This window comes from Thalassospira sp. UBA4513 (assembly GCF_002388495.1).
Classification (GTDB): Bacteria; Pseudomonadota; Alphaproteobacteria; order Rhodospirillales; family Thalassospiraceae; genus Thalassospira; species Thalassospira tepidiphila.
Genome location: NZ_DGMR01000024.1, coordinates 33815 through 55771 on the forward strand (window position 1 = coordinate 33815; position 21957 = coordinate 55771).

Annotated in this window: 18 protein-coding genes; 10 read left to right on the forward strand and 8 right to left on the reverse strand. The window is 55.2% G+C overall.

Annotated features, from left to right (window positions below; genetic code table 11):
* Positions 1-9: 9 nt before the first annotated feature.
* Positions 10-1263 carry a sarcosine oxidase subunit beta family protein gene (locus tag B2T33_RS09840; protein WP_414716637.1) on the reverse strand — a complete coding sequence of 418 codons (1254 nt, stop codon included), beginning with the start codon at positions 1261-1263 and terminating at the stop codon, positions 10-12.
* 138 nt (positions 1264-1401) lie between these two features.
* On the opposite strand from B2T33_RS09840, the gene B2T33_RS09845 reads away from it, so the two are divergent.
* The 4 genes from B2T33_RS09845 (at position 1402) to B2T33_RS09860 (ending at position 6814) form a co-directional block, all read left to right on the forward strand.
* Complete coding sequence (locus B2T33_RS09845; protein WP_286791867.1) at positions 1402-2412, forward strand: GlxA family transcriptional regulator; 1011 nt, start codon at positions 1402-1404, stop codon at positions 2410-2412.
* A 292-nt stretch (positions 2413-2704) separates the two neighbouring features.
* Complete coding sequence (locus B2T33_RS09850) at positions 2705-4051, forward strand: ammonium transporter (protein ID WP_063090363.1); 1347 nt, start codon at positions 2705-2707, stop codon at positions 4049-4051.
* Positions 4052-4087: 36 nt separating this feature from the next.
* Complete coding sequence (locus B2T33_RS09855) at positions 4088-4252, forward strand: hypothetical protein (RefSeq protein ID WP_165374900.1); 165 nt, start codon at positions 4088-4090, stop codon at positions 4250-4252.
* Between the two features lie 177 nt (positions 4253-4429).
* Entirely contained in the window at positions 4430-6814 is a 2385-nt protein-coding gene (locus tag B2T33_RS09860; protein ID WP_286791871.1) for a DUF1989 domain-containing protein, read from the forward strand.
* Between the two features lie 127 nt (positions 6815-6941).
* Here the strand turns inward: B2T33_RS09860 and B2T33_RS09865 are convergent, their stop codons facing one another.
* The 5 genes from B2T33_RS09865 to B2T33_RS09885 form a co-directional block, all read right to left on the reverse strand.
* Entirely contained in the window at positions 6942-8303 is a 1362-nt protein-coding gene (locus B2T33_RS09865) for an NAD(P)-binding domain-containing protein (RefSeq protein ID WP_286791873.1), read from the reverse strand.
* A gap of 75 nt (positions 8304-8378) precedes the next feature.
* Positions 8379-9419, reverse strand: a complete 1041-nt coding sequence (locus B2T33_RS09870) for a heme-dependent oxidative N-demethylase family protein (protein ID WP_120225314.1) — start codon at positions 9417-9419, stop codon at positions 8379-8381.
* A 14-nt stretch (positions 9420-9433) separates the two neighbouring features.
* The gene (locus B2T33_RS09875; protein WP_286791876.1) at positions 9434-10399 is read right to left on the reverse strand and encodes a PDR/VanB family oxidoreductase; all 966 of its coding nucleotides are present in this window, start codon (positions 10397-10399) and stop codon (positions 9434-9436) included.
* On the reverse strand, positions 10396-11007 hold the full coding sequence (locus B2T33_RS09880) for a dimethylamine monooxygenase subunit DmmA family protein (RefSeq protein ID WP_286791878.1): 612 nt from the start codon (positions 11005-11007) through the stop codon (positions 10396-10398). Before B2T33_RS09880 ends, B2T33_RS09875 begins: the two co-directional genes overlap by 4 nt.
* Before the next feature lie 81 nt (positions 11008-11088).
* On the reverse strand, positions 11089-12222 hold the full coding sequence (locus B2T33_RS09885; protein WP_286791880.1) for an aminomethyltransferase family protein: 1134 nt from the start codon (positions 12220-12222) through the stop codon (positions 11089-11091).
* Between the two features lie 394 nt (positions 12223-12616).
* Between B2T33_RS09885 and B2T33_RS09890 the strand changes: the two genes are divergently transcribed.
* The 6 genes from B2T33_RS09890 (at position 12617) to purU (ending at position 18861) form a co-directional block, all read left to right on the forward strand.
* Positions 12617-13321 carry a helix-turn-helix domain-containing protein gene (locus B2T33_RS09890; RefSeq protein WP_174713875.1) on the forward strand — a complete coding sequence of 235 codons (705 nt, stop codon included), beginning with the start codon at positions 12617-12619 and terminating at the stop codon, positions 13319-13321.
* A gap of 118 nt (positions 13322-13439) precedes the next feature.
* The gene (locus B2T33_RS09895; RefSeq protein WP_286791882.1) at positions 13440-14336 is read left to right on the forward strand and encodes a class II glutamine amidotransferase; all 897 of its coding nucleotides are present in this window, start codon (positions 13440-13442) and stop codon (positions 14334-14336) included.
* Positions 14337-14419: 83 nt separating this feature from the next.
* A complete protein-coding gene (locus tag B2T33_RS09900) occupies positions 14420-15106 on the forward strand; it encodes a GXGXG domain-containing protein (protein WP_063090378.1) in 687 nt (228 codons plus the stop codon).
* 67 nt (positions 15107-15173) lie between these two features.
* Positions 15174-16502 (forward strand): FMN-binding glutamate synthase family protein, encoded by a 1329-nt coding sequence (locus B2T33_RS09905; protein ID WP_063090379.1) that lies wholly within the window; start codon positions 15174-15176, stop codon positions 16500-16502.
* A gap of 87 nt (positions 16503-16589) precedes the next feature.
* Entirely contained in the window at positions 16590-17894 is a 1305-nt protein-coding gene (gene glnT, locus B2T33_RS09910; RefSeq protein ID WP_063090381.1) for a type III glutamate--ammonia ligase, read from the forward strand.
* An 82-nt stretch (positions 17895-17976) separates the two neighbouring features.
* Entirely contained in the window at positions 17977-18861 is an 885-nt protein-coding gene (purU, locus tag B2T33_RS09915) for a formyltetrahydrofolate deformylase (protein WP_008892009.1), read from the forward strand.
* A gap of 81 nt (positions 18862-18942) precedes the next feature.
* Here the strand turns inward: purU and B2T33_RS09920 are convergent, their stop codons facing one another.
* Positions 18943-21105 (reverse strand): dihydroxy-acid dehydratase, encoded by a 2163-nt coding sequence (locus B2T33_RS09920; protein ID WP_286791889.1) that lies wholly within the window; start codon positions 21103-21105, stop codon positions 18943-18945.
* Positions 21106-21177: 72 nt separating this feature from the next.
* Positions 21178-21939, reverse strand: a complete 762-nt coding sequence (locus tag B2T33_RS09925; protein WP_008892007.1) for an SDR family NAD(P)-dependent oxidoreductase — start codon at positions 21937-21939, stop codon at positions 21178-21180.
* Positions 21940-21957: the final 18 nt, after the last annotated feature.

The following is a 21957-nucleotide window of genomic DNA, read 5'->3' on the forward strand; positions in this document are numbered from 1 at the left end:
CAAATTTCCTCAATGCAGGTTGGCCTGGGCGCCAACGCCTTTTTCATCCAGAAGATACCCGCGCGCAAAACGATCCATGCGAAACGCGGTTGCGGTTTCATGCGGCGTATCGGTTGCCAGCAAATGGGCAAAGCAATAGCCCGACGCCGGGGTCGCCTTGAACCCGCCATAGCACCAGCCCCCATTGAAATAGAGGTTGGCAAGATGGGTGCGATCCATGATCGGCGATCCATCCATGCTCATATCCATGATCCCGCCCCAACTGCGCAGGATCCGCACCCGCGAAAGTGCCGGGATCATCGCCATGCCGGCCTCGGCAACATGTTCCACGCACGCTAGGTTTCCGCGCTGGGCGTAGGAATTATATCCTTCGATATCCCCGCCAAACACCAGTCCGCCCTTATCGGATTGCGAGACATAAAAATGCCCCGCGCCAAAGGTCACCACCGTATCGATGAACGGTTTCAATCCTTCGGACACAAAGGCCTGAAGCGCGTGACTTTCAATCGGCAGGCGCATATCGACCATTTTGGCGACATGGCTTGAACTGCCCGCGACCGCCATGGCGAGCTTGTTACAGGTGATCGCACCCCGTGTGGTTTGCACCCCGGTGATTTGATCGCCATCGCGGTCAATGGCGGTGACTTCACAATTCTGGATGATGTCGACGCCGTTCTGATCGGCCCCGCGCGCAAAGCCCCACGCAACGGCATCATGGCGCACCGTGCCGCCGCGCGCCTGCATCAACCCGCCCATGACGGGGAAGCGGGCATTTTCATAATCCAGAAACGGCAGCTTTTCACGCAGCTGATCACGGTTAAGAAGCTCCGCATCCACCCCGTGCAGGCGCATGGCATTGCCACGACGCGTGTAGGCATCGCGCTGGGCATCGGAATGAAACAGGTTGATCACACCGCGCTGGGACACCATGGCGTTGAAATTGAAATCCTGCTCAAGGCCTTCCCAAAGCTTCATCGAAAACTCGTAGAACGGGTTATTGCCTTCAAGCAGGTAGTTGGATCGAATGATTGTCGTATTCCGCCCGATATTCCCGGATCCAAGATAGCCCTTTTCAAGCACGGCGACATTCCGCACGCCAAACACCTTGGAAAGGTAATAGGCGGTTGCCAATCCGTGCCCGCCACCGCCGATGATGATCACATCGTAATGCGGTTTCGGGTCCGGATTGCGCCATGCTGGCTTCCAGTTCTTGTTCTTGGAAAATGCATTGCCAAGCAATGACAGGGCTGAATAACGCATCATCGATCTTTCGCTGTTGCCCACATCGGGTACCCAGCAATCTTGACAGAGGTGCAAATTGCAGCTTGTCTATTAAAGACATTCAATAACACAAATGCGACATCGCGATATTATTGTCGCCCAACGCGGGATACAGGCGTCATGAGCTCAGCCCCCCAAAACAGAACCACACGCACCCCGCGTACCGGGCAACTTGACGCCAAACCGGTTCCGGCCACCCAGCATATCGGTTTCATGTTGCTGCCCGATTTTGCGTTGATGTCTTATGCCTCGGCGATTGAGCCGCTGCGTGCGGCCAACCTTCTGGCGGGTCAGCCGATCTACAAGGTGTTGAATTATTCGGCGGCGGGCGGAAACGTTTTATCCTCTTCCGGCACGATGGTGCCGACCACCCCGCTATCGCAGGCCCCGACCAGTTTGCACACCCTGTTTATCTGTGCCGGTGGACATCCGTCGCAATGGCAGGCACCGGGCATGCTTGGCAATTTACGCAAACTGGCGCGCTGGGGTGTGCGCATGGGCGGCATATCAAGCGGGGCTTACGTTCTGGCCGCCGCCGGGCTTCTGGGGCAGCGTCAATTCACCATTCACTGGGAACATGCCCCTGCCCTGATCGAGGCCTTTCCGGATCTGGAACCCCAACGCGCACGGTTTGTCATTGACGGGGATCGCATCACCTGTGGCGGCGGGGTGGCGCCGCTTGACATGATGCATGCCATGATCGCCGAAAACCTTGGGGCGGATTTCGCAACCCGGGTGTCGGACTGGTATCTGCACACACAAGTCGGGCAATCGGGCGGCCCTCAACGTGCATCGCTTGCCGAACGCTATAACGTCCATCATGCCGGATTGCTTCGGGTTCTCGAAAAGATGGAAACCACCATCGAAGATCCGAAAACCCGCGACGAAATGGCGCGCTTTGCCAGGCTTTCAACACGGCAGCTTGATCGCCTGTTTGACCAGCATCTTGGCAAGTCGTTTCTTGAAACCTATCGCCAGGTCCGGCTTGAACATGCCCGCAAGCTTTTGACGCAAAGTGCCCTGACCATTTCCGAGATCGCCTTTGCCACCGGCTTTTCCAACAGCAGCCATTTTTCACGCAGCTACAAAGATGCTTATGGCGTGAAGCCAAGCGAGGCGCGCGGTCTCTGACCTGAACCCTCTCGATAGCAAAAACCCAACCAAAAGATGCATTTCTCACCCCGGGAAATAGACGGAATCGGCACGACTCCGGCGACCTGCATATTTGATATGCATTAAATTTTGGCGTCTATTTTTTGTTCAAATTTCTCCTTGATCGATTCTATATTTTTTTAGATCATTGATTTTCCTGTAATTTTTGCGACGCACAATAAAAAACACATTTGCGCTTGTTCACTACAGGGAATTGAATTTTAATAAAAGGAATGTCCATCGGGGGGCATTTTGTGATGGAGAGACTAAAATGGAACAATCCGTACCAGAGTTGATGGCGAGGCTGGACAGCCTTGAAGCATCGCTCAGCATGGCAACGACCATCAATTCCGAAGTATTCTATTGGTGGTGTACTGCACTGATGCTTGCAATTCACGCAGGCTTCCTTGCGTATGAAATGGGTGCATCGCGTGCGAAGAACGCACTGGCATCCGGTATGAAAAACCTGATCGCTTTCGCATTCCTGATCCCGGCCTTCTACTACATCGGCTGGTGGATCTATCTTGCGTTCCCGACCGGCTTCACCATTTCCGACGGTTCCGAGGCAGGCCTGCCCTGGAGCGAATATATGGGTCCGAACCTGACGGATAACGCGTCGGGTATCTTCTATGCGGCCTTCACGCTGTTTGCGGCAACCACCGCCTCGATCATGTCGGGCTCGGTAATCGAACGTATCCGTATTTCCGGCTTTACGATCCTTGCCCTGTTCCTGGGCGCTGTTGTCTGGATCCTTGGCGCATCCTGGGGCTGGCATCCGGATGGTTGGCTCACCACCGAGTGGGGCCTGCATGACGTTGGTGCGGCGGGTGCCGTTCATACCATCGCTGGCTTCTTCACCCTTGGTGTTCTGATCAACCTTGGTCCGCGTATCGGTCGCTTCAATGCCGACGGTACCGTCAACAACATCGACGGTCACAACATGCCAATGTCGCTGATTGGCCTGATGCTTATCGTTATGGGCTTCTTCGGCTTCCTTGGCGGCTGCATCATCTATACCGGCGATACCTGGATGACCATTTACAACACCCCGGCAACCCTGTCGGCATTCGCATTCAACACCCTGATGGGCGTTGCAGGCGGCATGATCGGTGCGTATCTGGTCACCCGTGATCCGTTCTGGATGATGTCGGGTGCCCTGATCGGTGTGATTTCCTCTGCACCGGCACTTGACCTTTACTATCCGGGTCTTGCCTTCCTCGTCAGCTTTGGCGGCGGTTGCGTCATGCCGAAACTCAACGACATCCTTGTTGAGAAATTCAAGATCGACGATGCGGTTGGCGCGGTTGCCGTCCACGGCTTTGGCGGTGTCTGGGGCCTTGTCATGGCCGGTATCTTTGCATCTGGCTATCAGAACGTTGCCGGTCCGGAAATCTCGTTTGTCGGACAGCTTTCAAGTGCTGTCGTCTTCATGATCCTTGGCTTCGCACCGGGCTACGTTCTGTCCCTGGTTCTGAAGCTTGTTGGTCTGCTGCGTGTGTCTGAACAGGCAGAAGTGGCTGGCCTTGACAAGGCAGAAGTACCGGTCCGCGCATATCCGGAAAGCACCGTTCCGGCAGCGTTTACCAACGATCCGACTTCGCCGACCCCGGCTGAGTAAGATCATTCTGACACATCGAAACAAGGAAACTGAAACATGAACTCAGCTCCGATTACCAGTTGGGAAGGTGCAGAAGCCTACTTCACCTTTGCTGACAAACCGGCTCTGCTCGTGGCGCTTACACTTGTTGGTGTTGGCGTGTGCATCTGGACCATCGCCTCGATGGCCATTCACGAGAACAAAGCCTACAAAGACATGTAATCTGATTGATGCAAAGCAATACAATGACGCCCTGAACCCTTGGGTTATTGCTTTGCTCAACTGACACAGCGAGAGGCCAGTGTCAAAACTGGCCTCTCTGCCTTTTCCCGAAAGTAAAAACACCAAATACCCTCCAGGCCTGCCGCTTTCAGATCATTCACCGCACACGAGGCCACAATGATCGACCTTGCCCGAACACCGGAAACCTATCCGCACGCTGTCCGCGCTGCGCGCCCCAGTCGCATTATCAATGCCGGACGCACTGCGATGGCGCGCAATCGCGAACGCTATGAAATTCCCGGACGCGGTGCGATCATGATTTCGGTGCGCGAGGGCGATCAACTCGCACTCCACAATTGCGAAGGCATGCAATCAGTCGAGCTGATCGGCCTGACACCATCCGGCGCCGCACGGCCCGAGATTTTTGAACCTTTGGCACATGGCGCGCCGCATGGCTTGATGGATCTGCTGTCTGATCCGTTTGATGACAGCCTGACGCGCTTTGCCAAGACCTTGCGCAAACGCGATATCAAACTTGAAAGCTGTCTTGCCCATCGGCTTTTTGGCAATGCCAGCCCACCCGGTGATACGGTTGAACTGACCATCCAGCTTGACGGGTTTGTCATCATTGCCACCCCGGCACCGCTGATGCGGATCGATGCGCACAATACCGCAACACCGATCACGGCCCTGATCAAACGCGCCCATCATTCTGATACCTATAGCTTCGCCCTGCCCGATCCGCTGGCCGATCCGGTTGTGGATTTGCGTGTGCATTCGGCCACCGCCGAGGCCTATGAAATCAAGGCAGGCGACTACATCCAGATTCTTGATGTCGACGGGCGGCAATGCACTGATTTTCAGTGTTTTGATGCGCGCAAACTTGATCGCGGCATTCAGAACCCGCTGGATGTGACCACCACACGCACATTGATGGGCCATGCCTATCCAATGCCCGGCCTGCATGGAAAATACTATGATCAGGACATGGATCCACTGGTCGAAGTCGTTCAGGACACCTGCGGGCGTCATGATGCCTTTGCCATGGCCTGTGCTGCGAAATATTACGATGACATCGGCTATCCCGGTCATGTGAACTGCACGGACAATTTCAACGCGGCCCTTGCCAAACATGGTGTTGATCCGCGGGCTGGCTGGATGGCGATCAATTTCTTTTTCAATACTGGCATTGATGATCACGGCGTGATGTATGCCGATCAGCCTTGGTCGCGTCCGGGCGATTACGTGCTGTTGCGTGCGATGACCGACCTTGTCTGTGTGTCATCGGCCTGCCCGGATGACACTTCCGCGGCCAATGCCTGGAAACCAACCGACATCCATATCCGAAGTTACGATGGTGCTGAAAAATTCAGCCACGCCGTTGCCTGGCGCCCGACTGCAGAGGCCGAAGCAAAAATGACCAAAGAAACCGCCTTCCACCCGCGTACACGCGAACTGACCCGCAACTTCGTCGAATATAAGGGTTTCTGGCTGGCCCATGAATATAACGGCCACGGCATGATCGAAGAATATTATGCCTGCCGTGAAAAGGCCGTGGTCATTGATTTGTCAGCCTTGCGGAAGTTCGAAATCACCGGCCCGGACAGCGAAGCGCTGATGCAATATTGCCTGACGCGCAATGTCAAAAAACTTGGCATCGGCCAAGTCGTCTATTCCGCGATGTGCTATCCGCACGGCGGTATGATTGATGACGGCACGTTGTTGCGTCTGGGGCAGGATAATTTCCGCTGGATTTGCGGCGATGATTACAGCGGTGTCTGGCTGCGTGAACAGGCCGAAAAACTTGGCCTGCATGTCCTGATCCGCTCATCGACCGATCAGATGCACAACATCGCCGTTCAGGGTCCTAAAAGCCGCGATATCCTGCGCGAAGTCATCTGGACTCCGCCGCATCAGCCATCCATGGATGAAGTCGAATGGTTCAAATTCACCGTTGGCCGGATCGGTGATGCCAAAGGCGCACCTGTTGTCGTCTCCCGCACCGGCTATACCGGAGAACTTGGTTACGAAGTCTGGTGCCATCCCAAGGACGCCCTCACCGTGTTTGATGCCATCTGGGCGGCTGGCAAACCACACGGCCTGACGCCGATGGGGCTAGGAGCCCTTGACATGTTGCGGATCGAGGCCGGGTTGATCTTTGCCGATTATGAATTTTCCGATCAGACCGATCCGTTCGAAGCCGGGATCGGCTTCACCGTACCGCTCAAATCAAAGGAAGATGACTTTGTCGGCCGTGACGCCCTGATCCGGCGCAAGGAACATCCGTCGCACAAACTGGTGGGCATCGAGATTGATGGCAACGTCACGGTCGGCCATGGCGATTGCGTTCATATCGGACGTGCGCAGATCGGTGTGATCACCAGTGCGGTACGATCCGCCATTCTGGGCAAGAATATCGCACTGGCGCGGGTTGATATCGCGCACGCCGATATCGGCACCGAGGTCGAGATTGGCAAGCTTGACGGCCATATGGTCCGCCTGCCCGCCATCATCACCGCCTTCCCGCATTATGATCCCAAAAAGGAAAAGCCGCGGTCCTGAAACGCGCGGCTTATAAACCCCAAAAGAAACCCCGCAGCCATGTCGACTGTGGGGGTGACTGCGAGTTTGGTTAAGGGAGACGGCGGACTTGCGCCCGCTTCTTTGAAAGTCCTGAAAGTTCGGCTGCCTATTCGGCAGCCGTTTTCTTTTCAACCTGCAAATAGGCTTCCAGGCTGTCATCAAGTTCGTCCAGCCACGGCGTGTGATGGGCTGGTGACATATTGCCCGTCATCAGCGATCGATAGGACTTGTTGCGATAGCCCATGATGTCGTCGGCCTTGTCATGTTCCCATTCCTCAAAGGTCTTGTTCACCCCTTCGATATCGAACATCGGATAGTCCGTCATTTCGATCAGATGGGCGGTGTAATCTCCCTGGAACCAGATCATGTCGTGATCGTCCTTAAGACCCTCTTCGCGATCCCGCCAGGCCTTGCTGTCGGCCTTCATTTCATCCCTGGATGGCAAGGGAATGCGGCCCATGATCACGTCACGGGCAAACCATGCCTGCGCATCAAACATGTTGAAGGTATAGAACTGGTCCTGCATGCCGAGATACATCATCTTCGGATTTTCTTCCCAGACGACACCTTTATAAAGGCCCAGTGGCCACAGGCGGTTATCGGTCTTAAGACGCAGATCATCAGTCAGGAACGGGAAGTGATGCTGATAGCCGGTGCACAGAATGATCGCATCGACGTCACGTGATGAGCCATCCTTGAAATAGGCCGTATTGCCATCAACCTTGGTCAGCAGCGGCACCTCTGCCCAGTTATCTGGCCAGTCAAAGCCGATCGGGTTGGTGCGGTGGCTGACCGTGACCGACTTGCAGCCATACTTGTAACATTGCGATCCGATATCCTCAGCCGAATAGGACGTACCGATGATCAGGATATCCTTGCCCTTGAATTCCAGTGCGTCACGGAAATCATGGGCATGCAAAACACGCCCGCCAAAGGTCTCAAAGCCCGGAAATTCCGGCACATTCGGGGTCGAAAAGTGACCATTGGCAACAATGACATGATCAAATTCCTCGGTCGAAACCACATCATTTTTCAAATCATGTGATGTGACGGCGAAGGTCTGGCTTTCTTCATCGAATTCAACACTGCGGACCGGGGTTCTGAACCGCACCCACGGGCGGACATTGGCCTTTTCAACCCGGCCCTTGATGTAATCCCAGATCACTGCGCGCGGCGGATAGGATGCGATGGGTTTGCCGAAATGTTCCTCAAACGTGTAATCGGCAAATTCCAGGCATTCCTTGGGCCCGTTTGACCACAAATAGCGATACATCGATCCGTGGATCGGTTCGCCATATTCATCAAGTCCGGTGCGCCAGGTGTAGTTCCACAAACCACCCCAGTCTTCCTGACGTTCAAAACACACAATCTCGGGGATTTCGGCCCCTTTGGCGGCAGCAGATTGAAATGCACGCATCTGCGCCATGCCTGACGGACCGGCGCCAATAATCGCAACACGAAGTGTCATAGCCTTAAATCCCCAATAAAAGCGTTATGCCGTTTATGCGTCTCCTCTGTCCGGCTTGTGCCGGTTCGTTCTTTGTTAATCGGGGAAGATCCCCGGTGACGTCGGCGCCCCGTCGTCAAATTGTGAAAGCCACTCGACCAGGATCGGGTGGTAGCGCGACAGCCCCTTGTAATCGACAAGTTCGGGCCGCAAATCGCGCATGACACGATGCAGGCGACGGCCCCATTTTGGCTGGGTCACCACTTCGTTCATCGCCATCAAATATGTTCGGATCGGAAACAGGATTGCGTTGGACCGCGGCAGACGCCAGAACGTCTGAAGCTCCACACGCAGATGGACCTTTTCACCAATATTTTCCGGCGTCACGGTCATCCGGTCCGGACCCCATTTGGGATAATTTTCCGGGCTGGTATCGAGACGCGGATTAACCGTCAACGTCCAGTTCAGGCGCCGGGATGGCTGCCCCTGTGGCAGGGTCAAAAGGAATTTCAGCGCACGCTGGAACACACCCAGTTCGTGGGCCAGCGGCACGGGCGCATGCCATTCAAAGAAATTCATGCCAATGTCGAAATCAAGCGACCAGTCGGCCTGTGCGGTGATGATCCCGGCATCCATCCAAAGATTGCCATCGCGTTGATCAAGGATGGCGTGATCGCCTTGTACCTGACGCCCGATATATTCCATCGGATGGCAGGGCAGTGTCGAACTGTCACCAAAGGTAAAGGTATCGTCGATCTGAAGCGGTTTGTTGATCCAGTGCCAGCGATCGCCATCCATGGTCAGTTTGAACAGATCGGGATAATCGCGCGCCTTGGACACCATCACGAGTTCAAGGAAATCCCACCCCGCCGTTTCCATATGCGGCAAGGCCTGACATCGACCGGGGTCTTCGGCCAAAACTAGCGCGCGGTCCTTCATTTCCGCGACATAGTGTTCATCAACATCAAACGCATTTTCAAACGGGCTGCCGGCACGGGCAGCATGATGCGGTTCGATATTGGTCGAATACATGTATTCGTCTTCCGGGAAGGGAAACGGAAAACGCGGGATGTTTGACGGACTATTGGCGTAGGTGAAATCACCGCGGAAGCTCTCGTCTTTAAACTGGATGGTCATGACTGAAATCCCCCTTACAGATCAAGTTCAAGGCGTTTGCCGCGGAACCGTGAAACACACGGCATGATCCGTTGCTTTGCCGCACGCTGTTCTTCATCAAGCCAGTGATCGTTGTGCATGATCTCGCCGTCGCAGGCGACAACCACCGTTTCGCACTGACCACACGCCCCGCCCCGGCACATGCAATTGATCGGGGTTCCGGATGCCTCAACCGCCTCGAGCAGGCTTTGCTCCGCACCCACCGTGATATCAATGCCTGCCTTGGACAGATGCACTTCAAAGGGCTCACCAACTGGTGGGGCCAGGAAGTGTTCGAAATGAACGTGTGCGGCGGGCCAGCCAAGACTTGTCGCGGTTTCAACCACCCGTTCGATCATGCCCTTTGGGCCGCAGACGTAGACATGCGTGCCAAGGGGCTGACTGGATAAAAGCGTTTCCAAATCAACGCTTTCGCCCTGATCATCGCAATAGCACGACACGTGATCGCCAAAACGATCGGCAAGGCTGTCCATATAGGCCGCCTGCGATACTGAGCGCGCAGCATAGTGCAGTTCAAACGGCACGCCGAGCTTATCGGCCTGGGCCATTTGCGCGATGAACGGCGTAATGCCGATGCCGCCAGCAATCATCAGGTGTTTTCTGGCCCGCAAGTCGAGCGCGAACAGATTGACCGGGGCAGAGATTTTCATCTGCATGCCAGGTCGCACCTGCTCATGCATGAATTTCGATCCGCCGCGCCCGGTATCGTCCCGGCGCACCGAAATCGCATATTGATCGCGCTCGAACGGGGAGCTCATCAGCGAATAGGGATTTTTGCGTTTCGTGCCGTCATCAAGCATTTCGACAACGATATGTGCCCCACCCGAAAAGGCGGGGAGTTCATCACCATTCACGTGCTTGAACTCGAACCGTTTAATGATCGGGTTGACCTCGACCACGTTACTGACAACCACCGGAATCAAATGATCGGACGCACTCATTTGAACACCTCCTTGATTTCGATTTCTTCAGACGGGTCTTCAGCATTGATACAAACACCCTGAAACGCCGCCAGACGACGGGAATAGTGATCACGCACGAGCAACAGCAAATCGCAAGACGGACATTTGACCGGCTGGGTGGTGACGTCCTCGATCATGGTTTTGCAGTGAACACACTGAACGCGACGCGCCAGACTGCCGCGATGCTCACACTGCACTGCTGTATGATCGAGGCCGCATGCCTCGCCCTTGGCAGCGCCCTGCCCGACCAAGCCTTCGGTGCCCGCAAGATAAAGCTGGCTGCCCATCTTGGCGTCTGACAGCCATTCACCAAGCTTGGCGACGGCTTCGTCAATAGTCGGGGAATGTTCGAACCGTTTGGCGCCAAGCGCATAAAGCGATGTAATCAGGGCGGCTTCACCCGGGGTCGGCACATAAAGGATATGCACCTTTTCCAACATGTCGCGCGGCAGTTCCTGCACGACCCGGATAACGCATTCGGCACCGGATGCATCGGCCAGAAAATAATGCGCCAGACCCGGTACGATTTTTAACGTGCCATAGGTCGGACGGGAAAGAATGCTTTCTTCGATAAGACTCTCAGACATGGTAGCGGGTCCCATTCTGTCAGAAACCTCATGGATCAGGCGCTTGATCCGGGGGCCTCTGACAGCCCCCGGTCGCCGACCTTAACCCTTGGCTGTTCTTTTCAATTTTTTGGGGTCATCAAATGGCATGGTATGGGCCATTCCGCCGAGCATGCCTTTTTCACCCGTCACTTCAAGCCGCACACCCTGTTCGGCGCAATCCACCGCCAGACGGGCAATGGCCATGGTCTGATCCTTGAGCGGTGAATACATCGCACAGGTGACAACGCCGACCTTGGCCCCGTCCTTGAAGACTTCCGCCCCTTCGGCCGGGACTTCCTTTCCATCAAACAGGATGCCAAAGATCTTGAAGCGTTCCTTGCCTTTCAGGCGGTAGTGTTCCTCGGCACCGCGGAAGCCGGTCTTGCCCGGGCTGACGGTGAAATCAAGGCCAAGCTCCCACAGGGTATCGCCCGGACCTTCATTTTCGAACGGGTACATCTGCGAGTTATCGTAAGGGTAAAACAGCAGGTAGCTTTCGACACGCAGCATATCAAGCGTGGTAAAGCGGGTCGGAATAATGCCCATATCCTTGCCCTTGGCAACGATGCGATCCCAGATCATCCCGGCATCCTGCCCACGACAGAAGATCTCATAGCCGCGTTCACCGGTATAGCCGGTGCGCGAAATCATTACAGGCAGGCCAAACAACTGCGTCTGCGTATGATGGAAATAGGGCAGATCGCGGATGCCCGGCACATATTCCGCCAGATAATCCACCGCAAGCGGCCCTTGCAGCGATAAATCATGAAGGTTGTCATCAAAACGAACCGACACATCACGGCCCATGGCCGCCTTGGTCAATTCTTCGTGCCCGGTGCCCGATCCGTGCACCACCATCCATGAATTGGGCCCCATGCGATAAATCACGCAATCATCGGTGAACTTGCCCTGATCATTAAGCATGCAGGCATAGACAGACTTGCCCGGATAGATCTTTTCGACATTGCGCGTGGTGGCATAGTCGATCACGTGGGATGCATGCGCGCCGGTGATGTGAACCTTTTTCAGGCCTGAAACATCCATGATCCCGGCCTTGGTGCGGATCGCGATGTATTCCTCCTCCCAATCCTTGTCATAGGTCCAGGCGGTACCCATACCGCTCCAGTCTTCGAGATTGGAACCAAGCGCGCGATGCCGATCGGCAAGGGCTGAAAATCTCCAGCTTGCAGTCATAGTGATGGCCTCCTGATATGATTGCCTTTGCGCACAATCAGCGCGCTATTATCGGCTTATTTTGTTCCATATTTTGGCGGCATCTTGTTCGCGAACGCAATAATTATTTTTCATATTATTCAATTTTTATTCCTTAAAGGCTATTTTCTACGGCATTGCAGCAACTTCCATCCCCACCCCTCATATCGCCTTTGCGGAAATTTATTTTCCCTGGAGTTGATAAATATTTCCTGCCAGTGTAAGTCATGCCTATGGCGTATGGCCGACCAATAAGGGCAAAAGCCCGGGCGCATACGACCGATAAAAAGGCAGGCCGCATCAAGTGGCCGTTCGAGGAAACCAGAAACGAGCGGACCCGCACCGGGACAAAACCGGTGACGGAGGACAAGCCAGCATGGCAAATAGCAAAACAACACAAGCACCGCAGACCACCGCCAATAGCGAGCAAGGATCAGGTATGGACACCAAGAGCAAACCCGCCGCCCTCACCCAGGACCCGCACGCGCTTCGTGAACCCAAGGAAAACAATCTGGAAATTGCCATCGGCCATGAAGTCCGAGCGCTCCGCAAGAAGCTGGGCATTACGATTTCCGATCTGGCGTCGGCAACCGGGATTTCGATGGGGATGCTTTCCAAGATCGAAAACGGCGTGACCTCGCCGTCGCTGACCTCGCTTCAGGCACTGGCAAGTGCGCTGGGTGTGCCGGTGACCGATTTCTTCCGCCGTTATGAAGAACCGCGCAATGCGGTGTTCGTGAAATCCGGCGAAGGTGTTGCGATTGAACGCCGCGGCACGCGCGCCGGCCATGAATATAACCTGCTGGGTCATATCGATAACAACACCAGCGGCGTGGTGGTCGAACCCTATTTGCTAACGCTTACCGAGGAGTCGAGCAGCTTCCCCGCCTTCCAGCATGAAGGCATGGAATTCATCTATATGCTTGAGGGTGAAGTTCGTTACCGCCATGGCGATCAGCTTTACTACATGAAAGAAGGCGACAGCCTGTTCTTTGATGCCGATGCCCGCCACGGACCGGAAGAACTTCTTTCATTTCCAATACGTTACCTATCGATCATCTGCTATCCCGCCCGGGGATAAGCATTCACTCCGGTGAAAACATCAATTCACTGAGAAGAAATTTTTATTCTTCATAGTTGATTCCGCATTCGCGAACAGGTAGTCTCCGTTTCAGAAACAGAATGGAGACTGTCCTGCCATGTGCGGCATTGTTGGTTTATTCCTTAAAGATAAAAGTCTGGAACCACAGCTCGGCGCGTTGTTGTCTGAAATGCTGGTGACCATGACCGACCGTGGTCCCGATAGTGCGGGCATCGCAATTTATGGCGCAGATCAGAATGATCTGGTCAAACTCACGATCCAGTCTCCGGAACCGGAAACAGATTTTGCCGGACTGACCGAAGACCTGCGCAAAGCCGGGATCAAAAACGCATCCATCCTGCCCAAAAACACCCATGCGGTGATTACGGTTTCAAGCGATCAGATCGATGCGACCCGAAGCGCACTTGAAGACCTTCGTCCGAATGTGCGCGTCATGGGAACGGGTACGGCGATGGAGATTTACAAGGAAGTCGGCCTGCCAAAGGACGTGCTGGAACGTTTCAAGATTTCCGACATGAGCGGCACCCACGGGATCGGCCATACCCGCATGGCGACCGAAAGTGCGGTGACCACCCTTGGCGCCCACCCGTTTTCGACCGGTTCGGACCAATGCCTTGTGCATAATGGTTCGCTGTCGAACCATAATAACCTTCGCCGCGAACTGACCCGCGAAGGCATTCGCCTTGAAACCCAAAACGATTCAGAGGTCGCAGCCGCCTATCTAACCGGCGAAATGGCCAAGGGCAAGAACCTGGGCGAAGCCCTGACAAGTGCGCTTGATGACCTTGATGGCTTCTTTACCTTTGTGGTTGGCACCAAATCGGGCTTTGGCGTTGTGCGCGACCCAATTGCCTGCAAACCAGCCGTGATGGCGGAAACCGATGCCTATGTCGCATTCGGGTCCGAATACCGCGCACTGGTCAACCTGCCGGGCATTGAAGACGCCCGCGTCTGGGAACCGGAACCGGCCACGGTTTATTTCTGGGAACACTGATTAACACGAACCCTGTCGGTTGCTGCGATGCGCGCACCGACCCGACTGCACTCACCCTGCAGTCCTATGAGGAAGGAACACACATGCCAGTGTTTGATCTTGCAACCACCGAACTGCGCGCGCTCAATCAGGCGCTTCATGCGCTTGATAAAAGTGGTGTGCCTGAGGATTTCGAAATCACCAATCCGCGCGGCGCACATGCCGTGGCTGTCGGCATCGACGCACCGGTCAATGTCACGATTAATGGTAGCGTGGGTTATTACTGTGCGGGCATGAATGAACAGGCCACCGTCACGGTCAATGGCAATGCCGGTCCGGGTGTGGCTGAAAACATGATGTCGGGCAAAGTCGTGATCAAAGGCGATGCCAGCCAGTATGCCGGGGCCACCGCCCATGGCGGGTTGCTGGTCATCGAAGGCAATGCGTCGTCACGCTGCGGCATTTCGATGAAAGGTGTCGATATCGTCGTCAAAGGCAATATCGGCCACATGTCCGCCTTCATGGCGCAATCGGGCAACCTTGTTGTTCTGGGCGATGCCGGTGATGCGCTGGGTGATTCGCTTTATGAAGCGCGCCTTTTCGTGCGCGGCACGGTCAAAAGCCTCGGTGCCGATTGCGAGAAAAAGGAAATGCGGGCCGAACATATCGACCTTCTAACCAAGCTTCTTGCAGATGCAGGCATCACGGATGTGAAGCCCGAGGAATTCACGCGATATGGCTCGGCCAGAACGCTTTACAACTTCAGTGTCGATAATTTCGACGCCTATTGATGCGGCATGCTGAAAGCTGCGCAGCACCCCAAAATTGCGCATTTCAGCCCAAAGACAGGATCAGACCATGACCTACAAAAATCCCGTTACGACGCCGCGTAAATCGGCAACCTTTGATGATTACACCCTTTCAGAAATCCGCCGCGCAGCCGCGACCGGCATTTATGACATCCGCGGTGGTGGTGCGAAACGCCGGGTCCCGCATTTCGATGACTTGCTGTTCCTTGGCGCATCGATGTCGCGCTATCCACTCGAAGGCTACCGCGAGAAATGCGAAACCGCTGTCACGCTGGGTACGCGTTTTGCCAAGAAACCGATTGAGCTTAAAATTCCGATCACCATTGCTGGCATGAGCTTTGGCTCGCTTTCCGGTCCGGCCAAGGAAGCCCTTGGACGCGGTGCATCGGCGGCAGGCACATCGACCACGACGGGCGATGGCGGCATGACCGAGGAAGAACGCGGCCATTCGACCCAGCTTGTTTATCAATACCTGCCGTCACGTTACGGCATGAACCCGCGCGACCTGAAACGTGCAGATGCGATTGAAATCGTTATTGGTCAGGGCGCAAAACCGGGCGGCGGCGGCATGCTGCTGGGCCAGAAGATCTCGGACCGTGTGGCGGAAATGCGCAACCTGCCAATGGGCATTGATCAACGATCCGCCTGCCGTCATCCGGATTGGACCGGCCCGGATGATCTTGAGATCAAAATTCAGGAAATCCGCGAAATCACCGATTGGGAAAAGCCGATCTTTATCAAGGTTGGCGGCGCACGCCCCTATTATGACGTTGCCCTTGCGGTCAAGGCCGGTGCCGATGTCATCGTGCTGGATGGCATGCAGGGTGGCACAGCCGCGACGCAAGAAGTCTTTATCGAACATGTCGGTCAGCCGACCCTTGCCTGTATCCGCCCGGCGGTAAAAGCATTGCAAGACATGGGGATGCACCGCAAAGTACAGCTGATCGTTTCGGGCGGTATCCGCAATGGTGCCGACGTTGCCAAGGCGCTTGCCCTTGGTGCGGATGCGGTTTCCATCGGGACTGCGGCCCTGGTCGCGATTGGGGATAACGACCCGAAATGGGAAGCAGAATATAACGAACTTGGCACCACCGCTGGTGCCTATGATGACTGGCATGAAGGTCGTGATCCCGCAGGCATCACGACACAGGATGCCGACCTGATGAAACGGGTTGACCCGATTGCCGCCGGACGGCGACTGGCCAACTATCTGAAGGTCATGACCCTTGAAGCGCAAACCATTGCGCGCGCCTGCGGCAAAAATCATGTGCACAACCTCGAACCCGAGGATCTCTGCGCACTGAATATCGAAGCGGCCGCCATGGCGGGTGTACCGCTTGCCGGAACCAACTGGGTTCCGGGTCAGGGAGGATTCTAGAACAGTTAACCTACCACCGGACCGGGTGCGCCCCAAGGCGTGCCCGGGGAACCGATGGTTATTGATAAAATTCGTCAGGGGACTTCGATGACCAAGGATCTATCAGCCTTTGCCCGGGAACGCGGCATCAAATACTTCATGATCAGCTTTACCGACCTGTTTGGCGGTCAGCGCGCCAAACTTGTCCCGACCCAGGCAATTGCCGACATGCAGGAAGAAGGTGCCGGTTTTGCAGGTTTCGCCACCTGGCTTGACCTGAGCCCGGCCCACCCCGACATGTTCGCCATTCCTGATCCTAGCTCTGTCATCCAGTTGCCCTGGAAACCGGAAGTCGCCTGGGTTGCCGCCGATTGCATCATGGAAGGCACACCGGTCGAACAGGCCCCGCGCAACGTTTTGAAAGCCCAGATCGCCAAGGCTGCCGAGCTTGGCCTCAATGTCAAAACCGGGGTCGAGGCGGAGTTTTTCCTTGTCACCACCGATGGGTCGGAAATTTCTGATCCGGCCGATACGGCGGAAAAACCCTGTTACGACCAACAGGCCGTCATGCGCCGTTATGACGTGATTGCCGAGATTTGCGATTACATGCTTGAACTCGGTTGGGGTGCGTATCAGAACGACCACGAAGACGCCAATGGCCAGTTTGAAATGAACTGGGAATTCGATGACGCGCTTAAAACCGCCGACAAGCATTCCTTTTTCAAGTTCATGGTCAAATCAATCGCCGAAAAACACGGCCTGCGCGCAACCTTTATGCCAAAGCCCTTCCCGGGCCTGACCGGCAATGGCTGCCACTGCCACGTGTCAGTCTGGGATAATGATGGTGCCAACGCCTTTGCCGATAATGATATGCCATTTGGCCTGTCGGCCAAGGGCAAGCATTTCCTTGGCGGCATCATGAAGCATGCCTCTGCCATGGCGGTGATCACCAACCCGACGGTCAATTCCTATAAGCGTATCAATGCGCCACGCACCATGTCGGGTGCGACCTGGGCTCCGAACACTGTGACCTGGACCGGCAACAACCGCACGCACATGGTCCGCGTTCCAGGGCCGGGGCGTTTCGAACTGCGCCTGCCCGACGGGGCAACCAACCCCTATCTTCTTCAGGCCGTGATCATTGCGGCCGGTCTTGATGGCATGGCAACCAATGCCGATCCGGGACCGCATTACGATATCGACATGTACAAGGAAGGGCATTCGATCAAGGATGCACCGCGTCTGCCACTGAACCTGCTCGATGCCCTGCGTGAAATGGGCTCTAACGAAGAGCTCCAGCTTGCGATGGGCAAGGAATTCTCAAGTGCCTATCTCAAACTCAAACAAACCGAGTGGAATTCTTACGTTTCTCACTTTTCCCGCTGGGAACGTGAGAACACACTTGATATTTAATGCTTCTGCCCGGCCTTATCTCATTCCCCGATGGACGGGGCCGGGCAATTTTTGATTATTCCAAACGAGAAAGCCAGACGCGATGAAAAGCTACGTTCTGACTGTTTCCTGCGATTCTCAGCGCGGGGTGGTTGCTGCTATTTCGACCTATTTGGCAGATAACGGCTGTAACATTACCGATAGCTCCCAGTTTGACGACCAAGAAACCGGCTTGTTCTTTATGCGGGTTGCCTTCGTCAGCGAAGAAGGTGTTGATCAGGAAACCCTGATTGCAGGCTTTGAGGGTCCGGCAGCAGAACTTGGCATGAAGTACGAAATCCATGACAGCTCCGAGAAGATGAAGGTTCTTCTGATGGTGTCGCGGTTTGGTCATTGCCTGAACGATCTGCTGTATCGTTGGAAAATCGGGGCACTTCCGATTGATATCGTTGGCGTGGTGTCAAACCATCTTGATTATCAGAAGGTTGTCGTTAATCACGATATTCCCTTCCACCACATCCCGGTTACCAAGGAAAACAAGCCCGAAGCCGAGAAAAAGCTTCTTGATGTTGTTTCTGACTATAATGTCGAGCTGATCGTTCTGGCCCGCTACATGCAGGTCCTCTCTGACAGCCTGTGCAAGAAAATGAGTGGCAAGATCATCAATATCCACCATTCCTTCCTGCCAAGCTTCAAGGGTGCCAACCCGTATCAACAGGCCTATGTGCGCGGGGTCAAACTGATTGGCGCAACAGCGCATTATGTCACCGCCGACCTTGATGAAGGTCCGATCATCGAACAGGACATTGCGCGCATTACCCATGCCCAGAACTCGGCCGATTATGTGTCGATTGGCCGCGATGTCGAAAGCCAGGTGCTGGCGCGTGCGGTGCATGCCCATATCCATCATCGTTCGTTCATCAACGGCAACCGCACCATCGTCTTCCCGCCAAGCCCGGGAAGCTACGCATCGGAGCGGATGGGTTAAATTTAGCACCTCCAACAATCAAAAACGCCCCGGCCAATACGGCACGGGGCGTTTTGCATTTTGGTGTGAAACCCTTGCGGCTTAGCGCCAAGATTTGGTTGCGCGACGATCGACGGCACGGGGCACAATACCGCGAGCGGCATTGCCAATCCCGTCAAGCACGTTGCTTGCGGCGATATCACACTGGCGATCGGCCATGCGTTTGAACCGTGCATCAAAGACCGGCTTGCGATCCGCAATGTCGCGGGGATCGGATGCGACCTCTTCCCCACGTTTGAATGCCTCGGGATCGAGCCAATCCAGCGTTAGCCCGGTCAGATCAAGACGCAGCACATCGCCATCCTTAAGATAACCGATTGCACCACCTGTAAAGGCCTCCGGCACCATATGACCGATACAGGCCCCCTTGGTGACCCCGGAATAACGTCCATCGGTGATCAGCATGGATGATGCTTCGAGAATGCGGTGATGGCGCAAGTTCTGCGACGGCGAAAACATTTCCGGCATGCCATAGGCTTCCGGTCCCTGCCCGCCGATGACAAACGCAAAGGACAGATGACCCTGTTCGAACATGTCCTTTGGCGTATCCATATCGACACGATTTCCGCCATTGCGACGCACGACTGCGGCAATCAGTTCCTCGTCAACGCCATCGGTTTCAATCAGACGCGTAATCAAATCGGGCGAAGCAAAGTCGGCATTACAGACATGTTCATTTTCGTAATAGCGCACGATGAAGACATGATCATCAAAGTGCGACAATAACCGGTCGCTCATACCCGATGTCTTGACCGCACAATTTTCAAAGAAACTGCCGGTGATGACATCAACGCCTGAACGCTGTCTGACCGGGTTGGCACGAATGACCGATGCATCGCCCAGCGACAGATCAACCGGATTTTCAAGATTGGCAATGCGTTCCGCCCAGGTTTTTCCGAGGATGGTTGGCGCATCAAGATCCATCGCCACGCCGAGATCGGCCAGAATGCGATAGATGCTTTCCATACCGCGGTTTTTGCCTTCGGCCATTTGCTGAGCCAAGACAAAAGTGTCGCGGTTTTCCGTCAGGCTGTGGGCGAAAATTTCCGGCACCGGGGTTTTGGTGCGCACATCCTGATAATCATCAATCGAGATATCAAAACCGGCATAGCGCATCATGAATGGCAAATGCAAAAGCATGTTGCTGCTCGATCCCGTGGCATTATGAACACGCACGAAATTGGCGAAGTTGGCCTTCAGCAAATTGCCAATCGCATATTCCGGCTTGTTGAAAACGCCAAACAGGGCATCGATCCCGGCGGCCACGGCCTCGAACGGCGGAACATCGGTCAGCAATTCCAGTTCCGGCGGGGTCAGGCCGAAGGCCGCCAACATGGTGCGCGATGAATTGCCCGTGCCGTTAAAGGCACAAATGCCGCCCTTGGAATCACAGGTCGCTGTTGCGAGCTCATCCAGAACCCGACGTTCAAGCGCCCCGTCGATAATCCCCAGAAGGCGGGCACGTTCGAGCAATCCTGCAAATGCCTCGTCCGAGGTGCATTGCAGGATATAGCGCATGTTTTCGCGGATATCGGCGCCCAGGTCATCATGCCCCGCGGCATCGGAGTCAGCGGCGATTTTATCCAGCAGACGACGCGTGCCTTCGGGAATTTCGCCGCCTTTTAGAACATGCGACGGTGCAAAGACTGCCCAGACCGGCGCCTGATCGCCGCGCCAGGCGCGTGCATGATCGGCCGCTGCCAGCCCCGCCACCACAGCGGCAGGCGACTTGTCGCAGCCGGCAATCACATAGGCCGCATGATAACTGTGGCCTTCAAAGGTGATATTGACTGCCGCCGCCGTATGGTTGCGCGACGCCAGTGAATAGCTTTGCCCGATATTGTTTTGCGCCGTGCCATCGCAAATCACCGGCACATGGAACAGGAACGGAACCCCGCCCATTTCCCAAATGCGCAGTGCCGCCATCAGCGCCTGCGGACGATCCAGAAGATGGGCCGGATGATCAGGTGCGCCGGCAATGATTGCGATGCGCGGGCGGTTTTCCACCAGACGCCCGACCACGTCCTTGATTTCGGGAACGGCAAAATTGCGACCACTGGCAACGACCGGGTTTTCGTTCACAGCATCACGCAGCAACCGGACGACTGTGATCGGCTGGTTGGCGAGACCCTGGATGCAGTCGCGATACGGGTTGGCTTTTTCATCGATGATGATTGGCTGATCAGAGAGATTTGCAGGCGACATATACTGTTTTTTCCAAGTTCGAGCAGTGGTCTCGGGGCGAGCAGCGGTCTTGGCACCCGTCGAAACACACGATCAGACGATGCCGCCATCCACGATGAAGTTCTGTGATGAACAGGCCGACGAAACATCAGATGCCAGGAAAAGAACCATCTGTGCAACATCATCCCCCACCAGCCGGCGTTTGACGCATTGCTGCTCCTGAATGCGTTCTTCATCCTCGGGAGAAATCCAAAGATCAAGCTGGCGCTGTGTCATGATGCAGCCCGGCGTCACCGCATTGACGCGAATGCCATATTCACCCCAGTCCCGGGCAAGCGCGCGCGTCAGTCCGATAATACCGGCCTTTGCGGTCTCGTACGTTACCAGATCCGGCAGGCCCATCATATAACTCACAGAACTGAAATTGATAATACTTCCGCACCGTTTTTCCTTCATGCCCGGTGCGACTGCCTGGGCACAAAAGAAATGATGGTTCAGGTTCACATCCAGACCATCACGCCATTTGTCAGGACTGATATCTTCGGGCGAATGCCGATCATCGCGCGCTGCATTGTTTACCAGAACGTCAATCGGACCAATCGCAACCGACATGTCGCGAACCGCATCGGAAATGGATGATTGGTTGCGCAAATCAAGCGATTTGTAGACCGGGGTTACGCCGTGCTCTTCCTTTATGGAGGCGATCAGTTTTTGCGCGGCGGCATCATCGATATCGAAGAACCCGACCCGCGCCCCCTGCGCACAGAATGCGCGCACAATCGAGGCGCCAATCCCGGATGCACCGCCGGTTACAAGCACGGATTTACCGTCAATGTCGTGATAACTCGCTGTCATAACGTTCCCTGTCTCTTT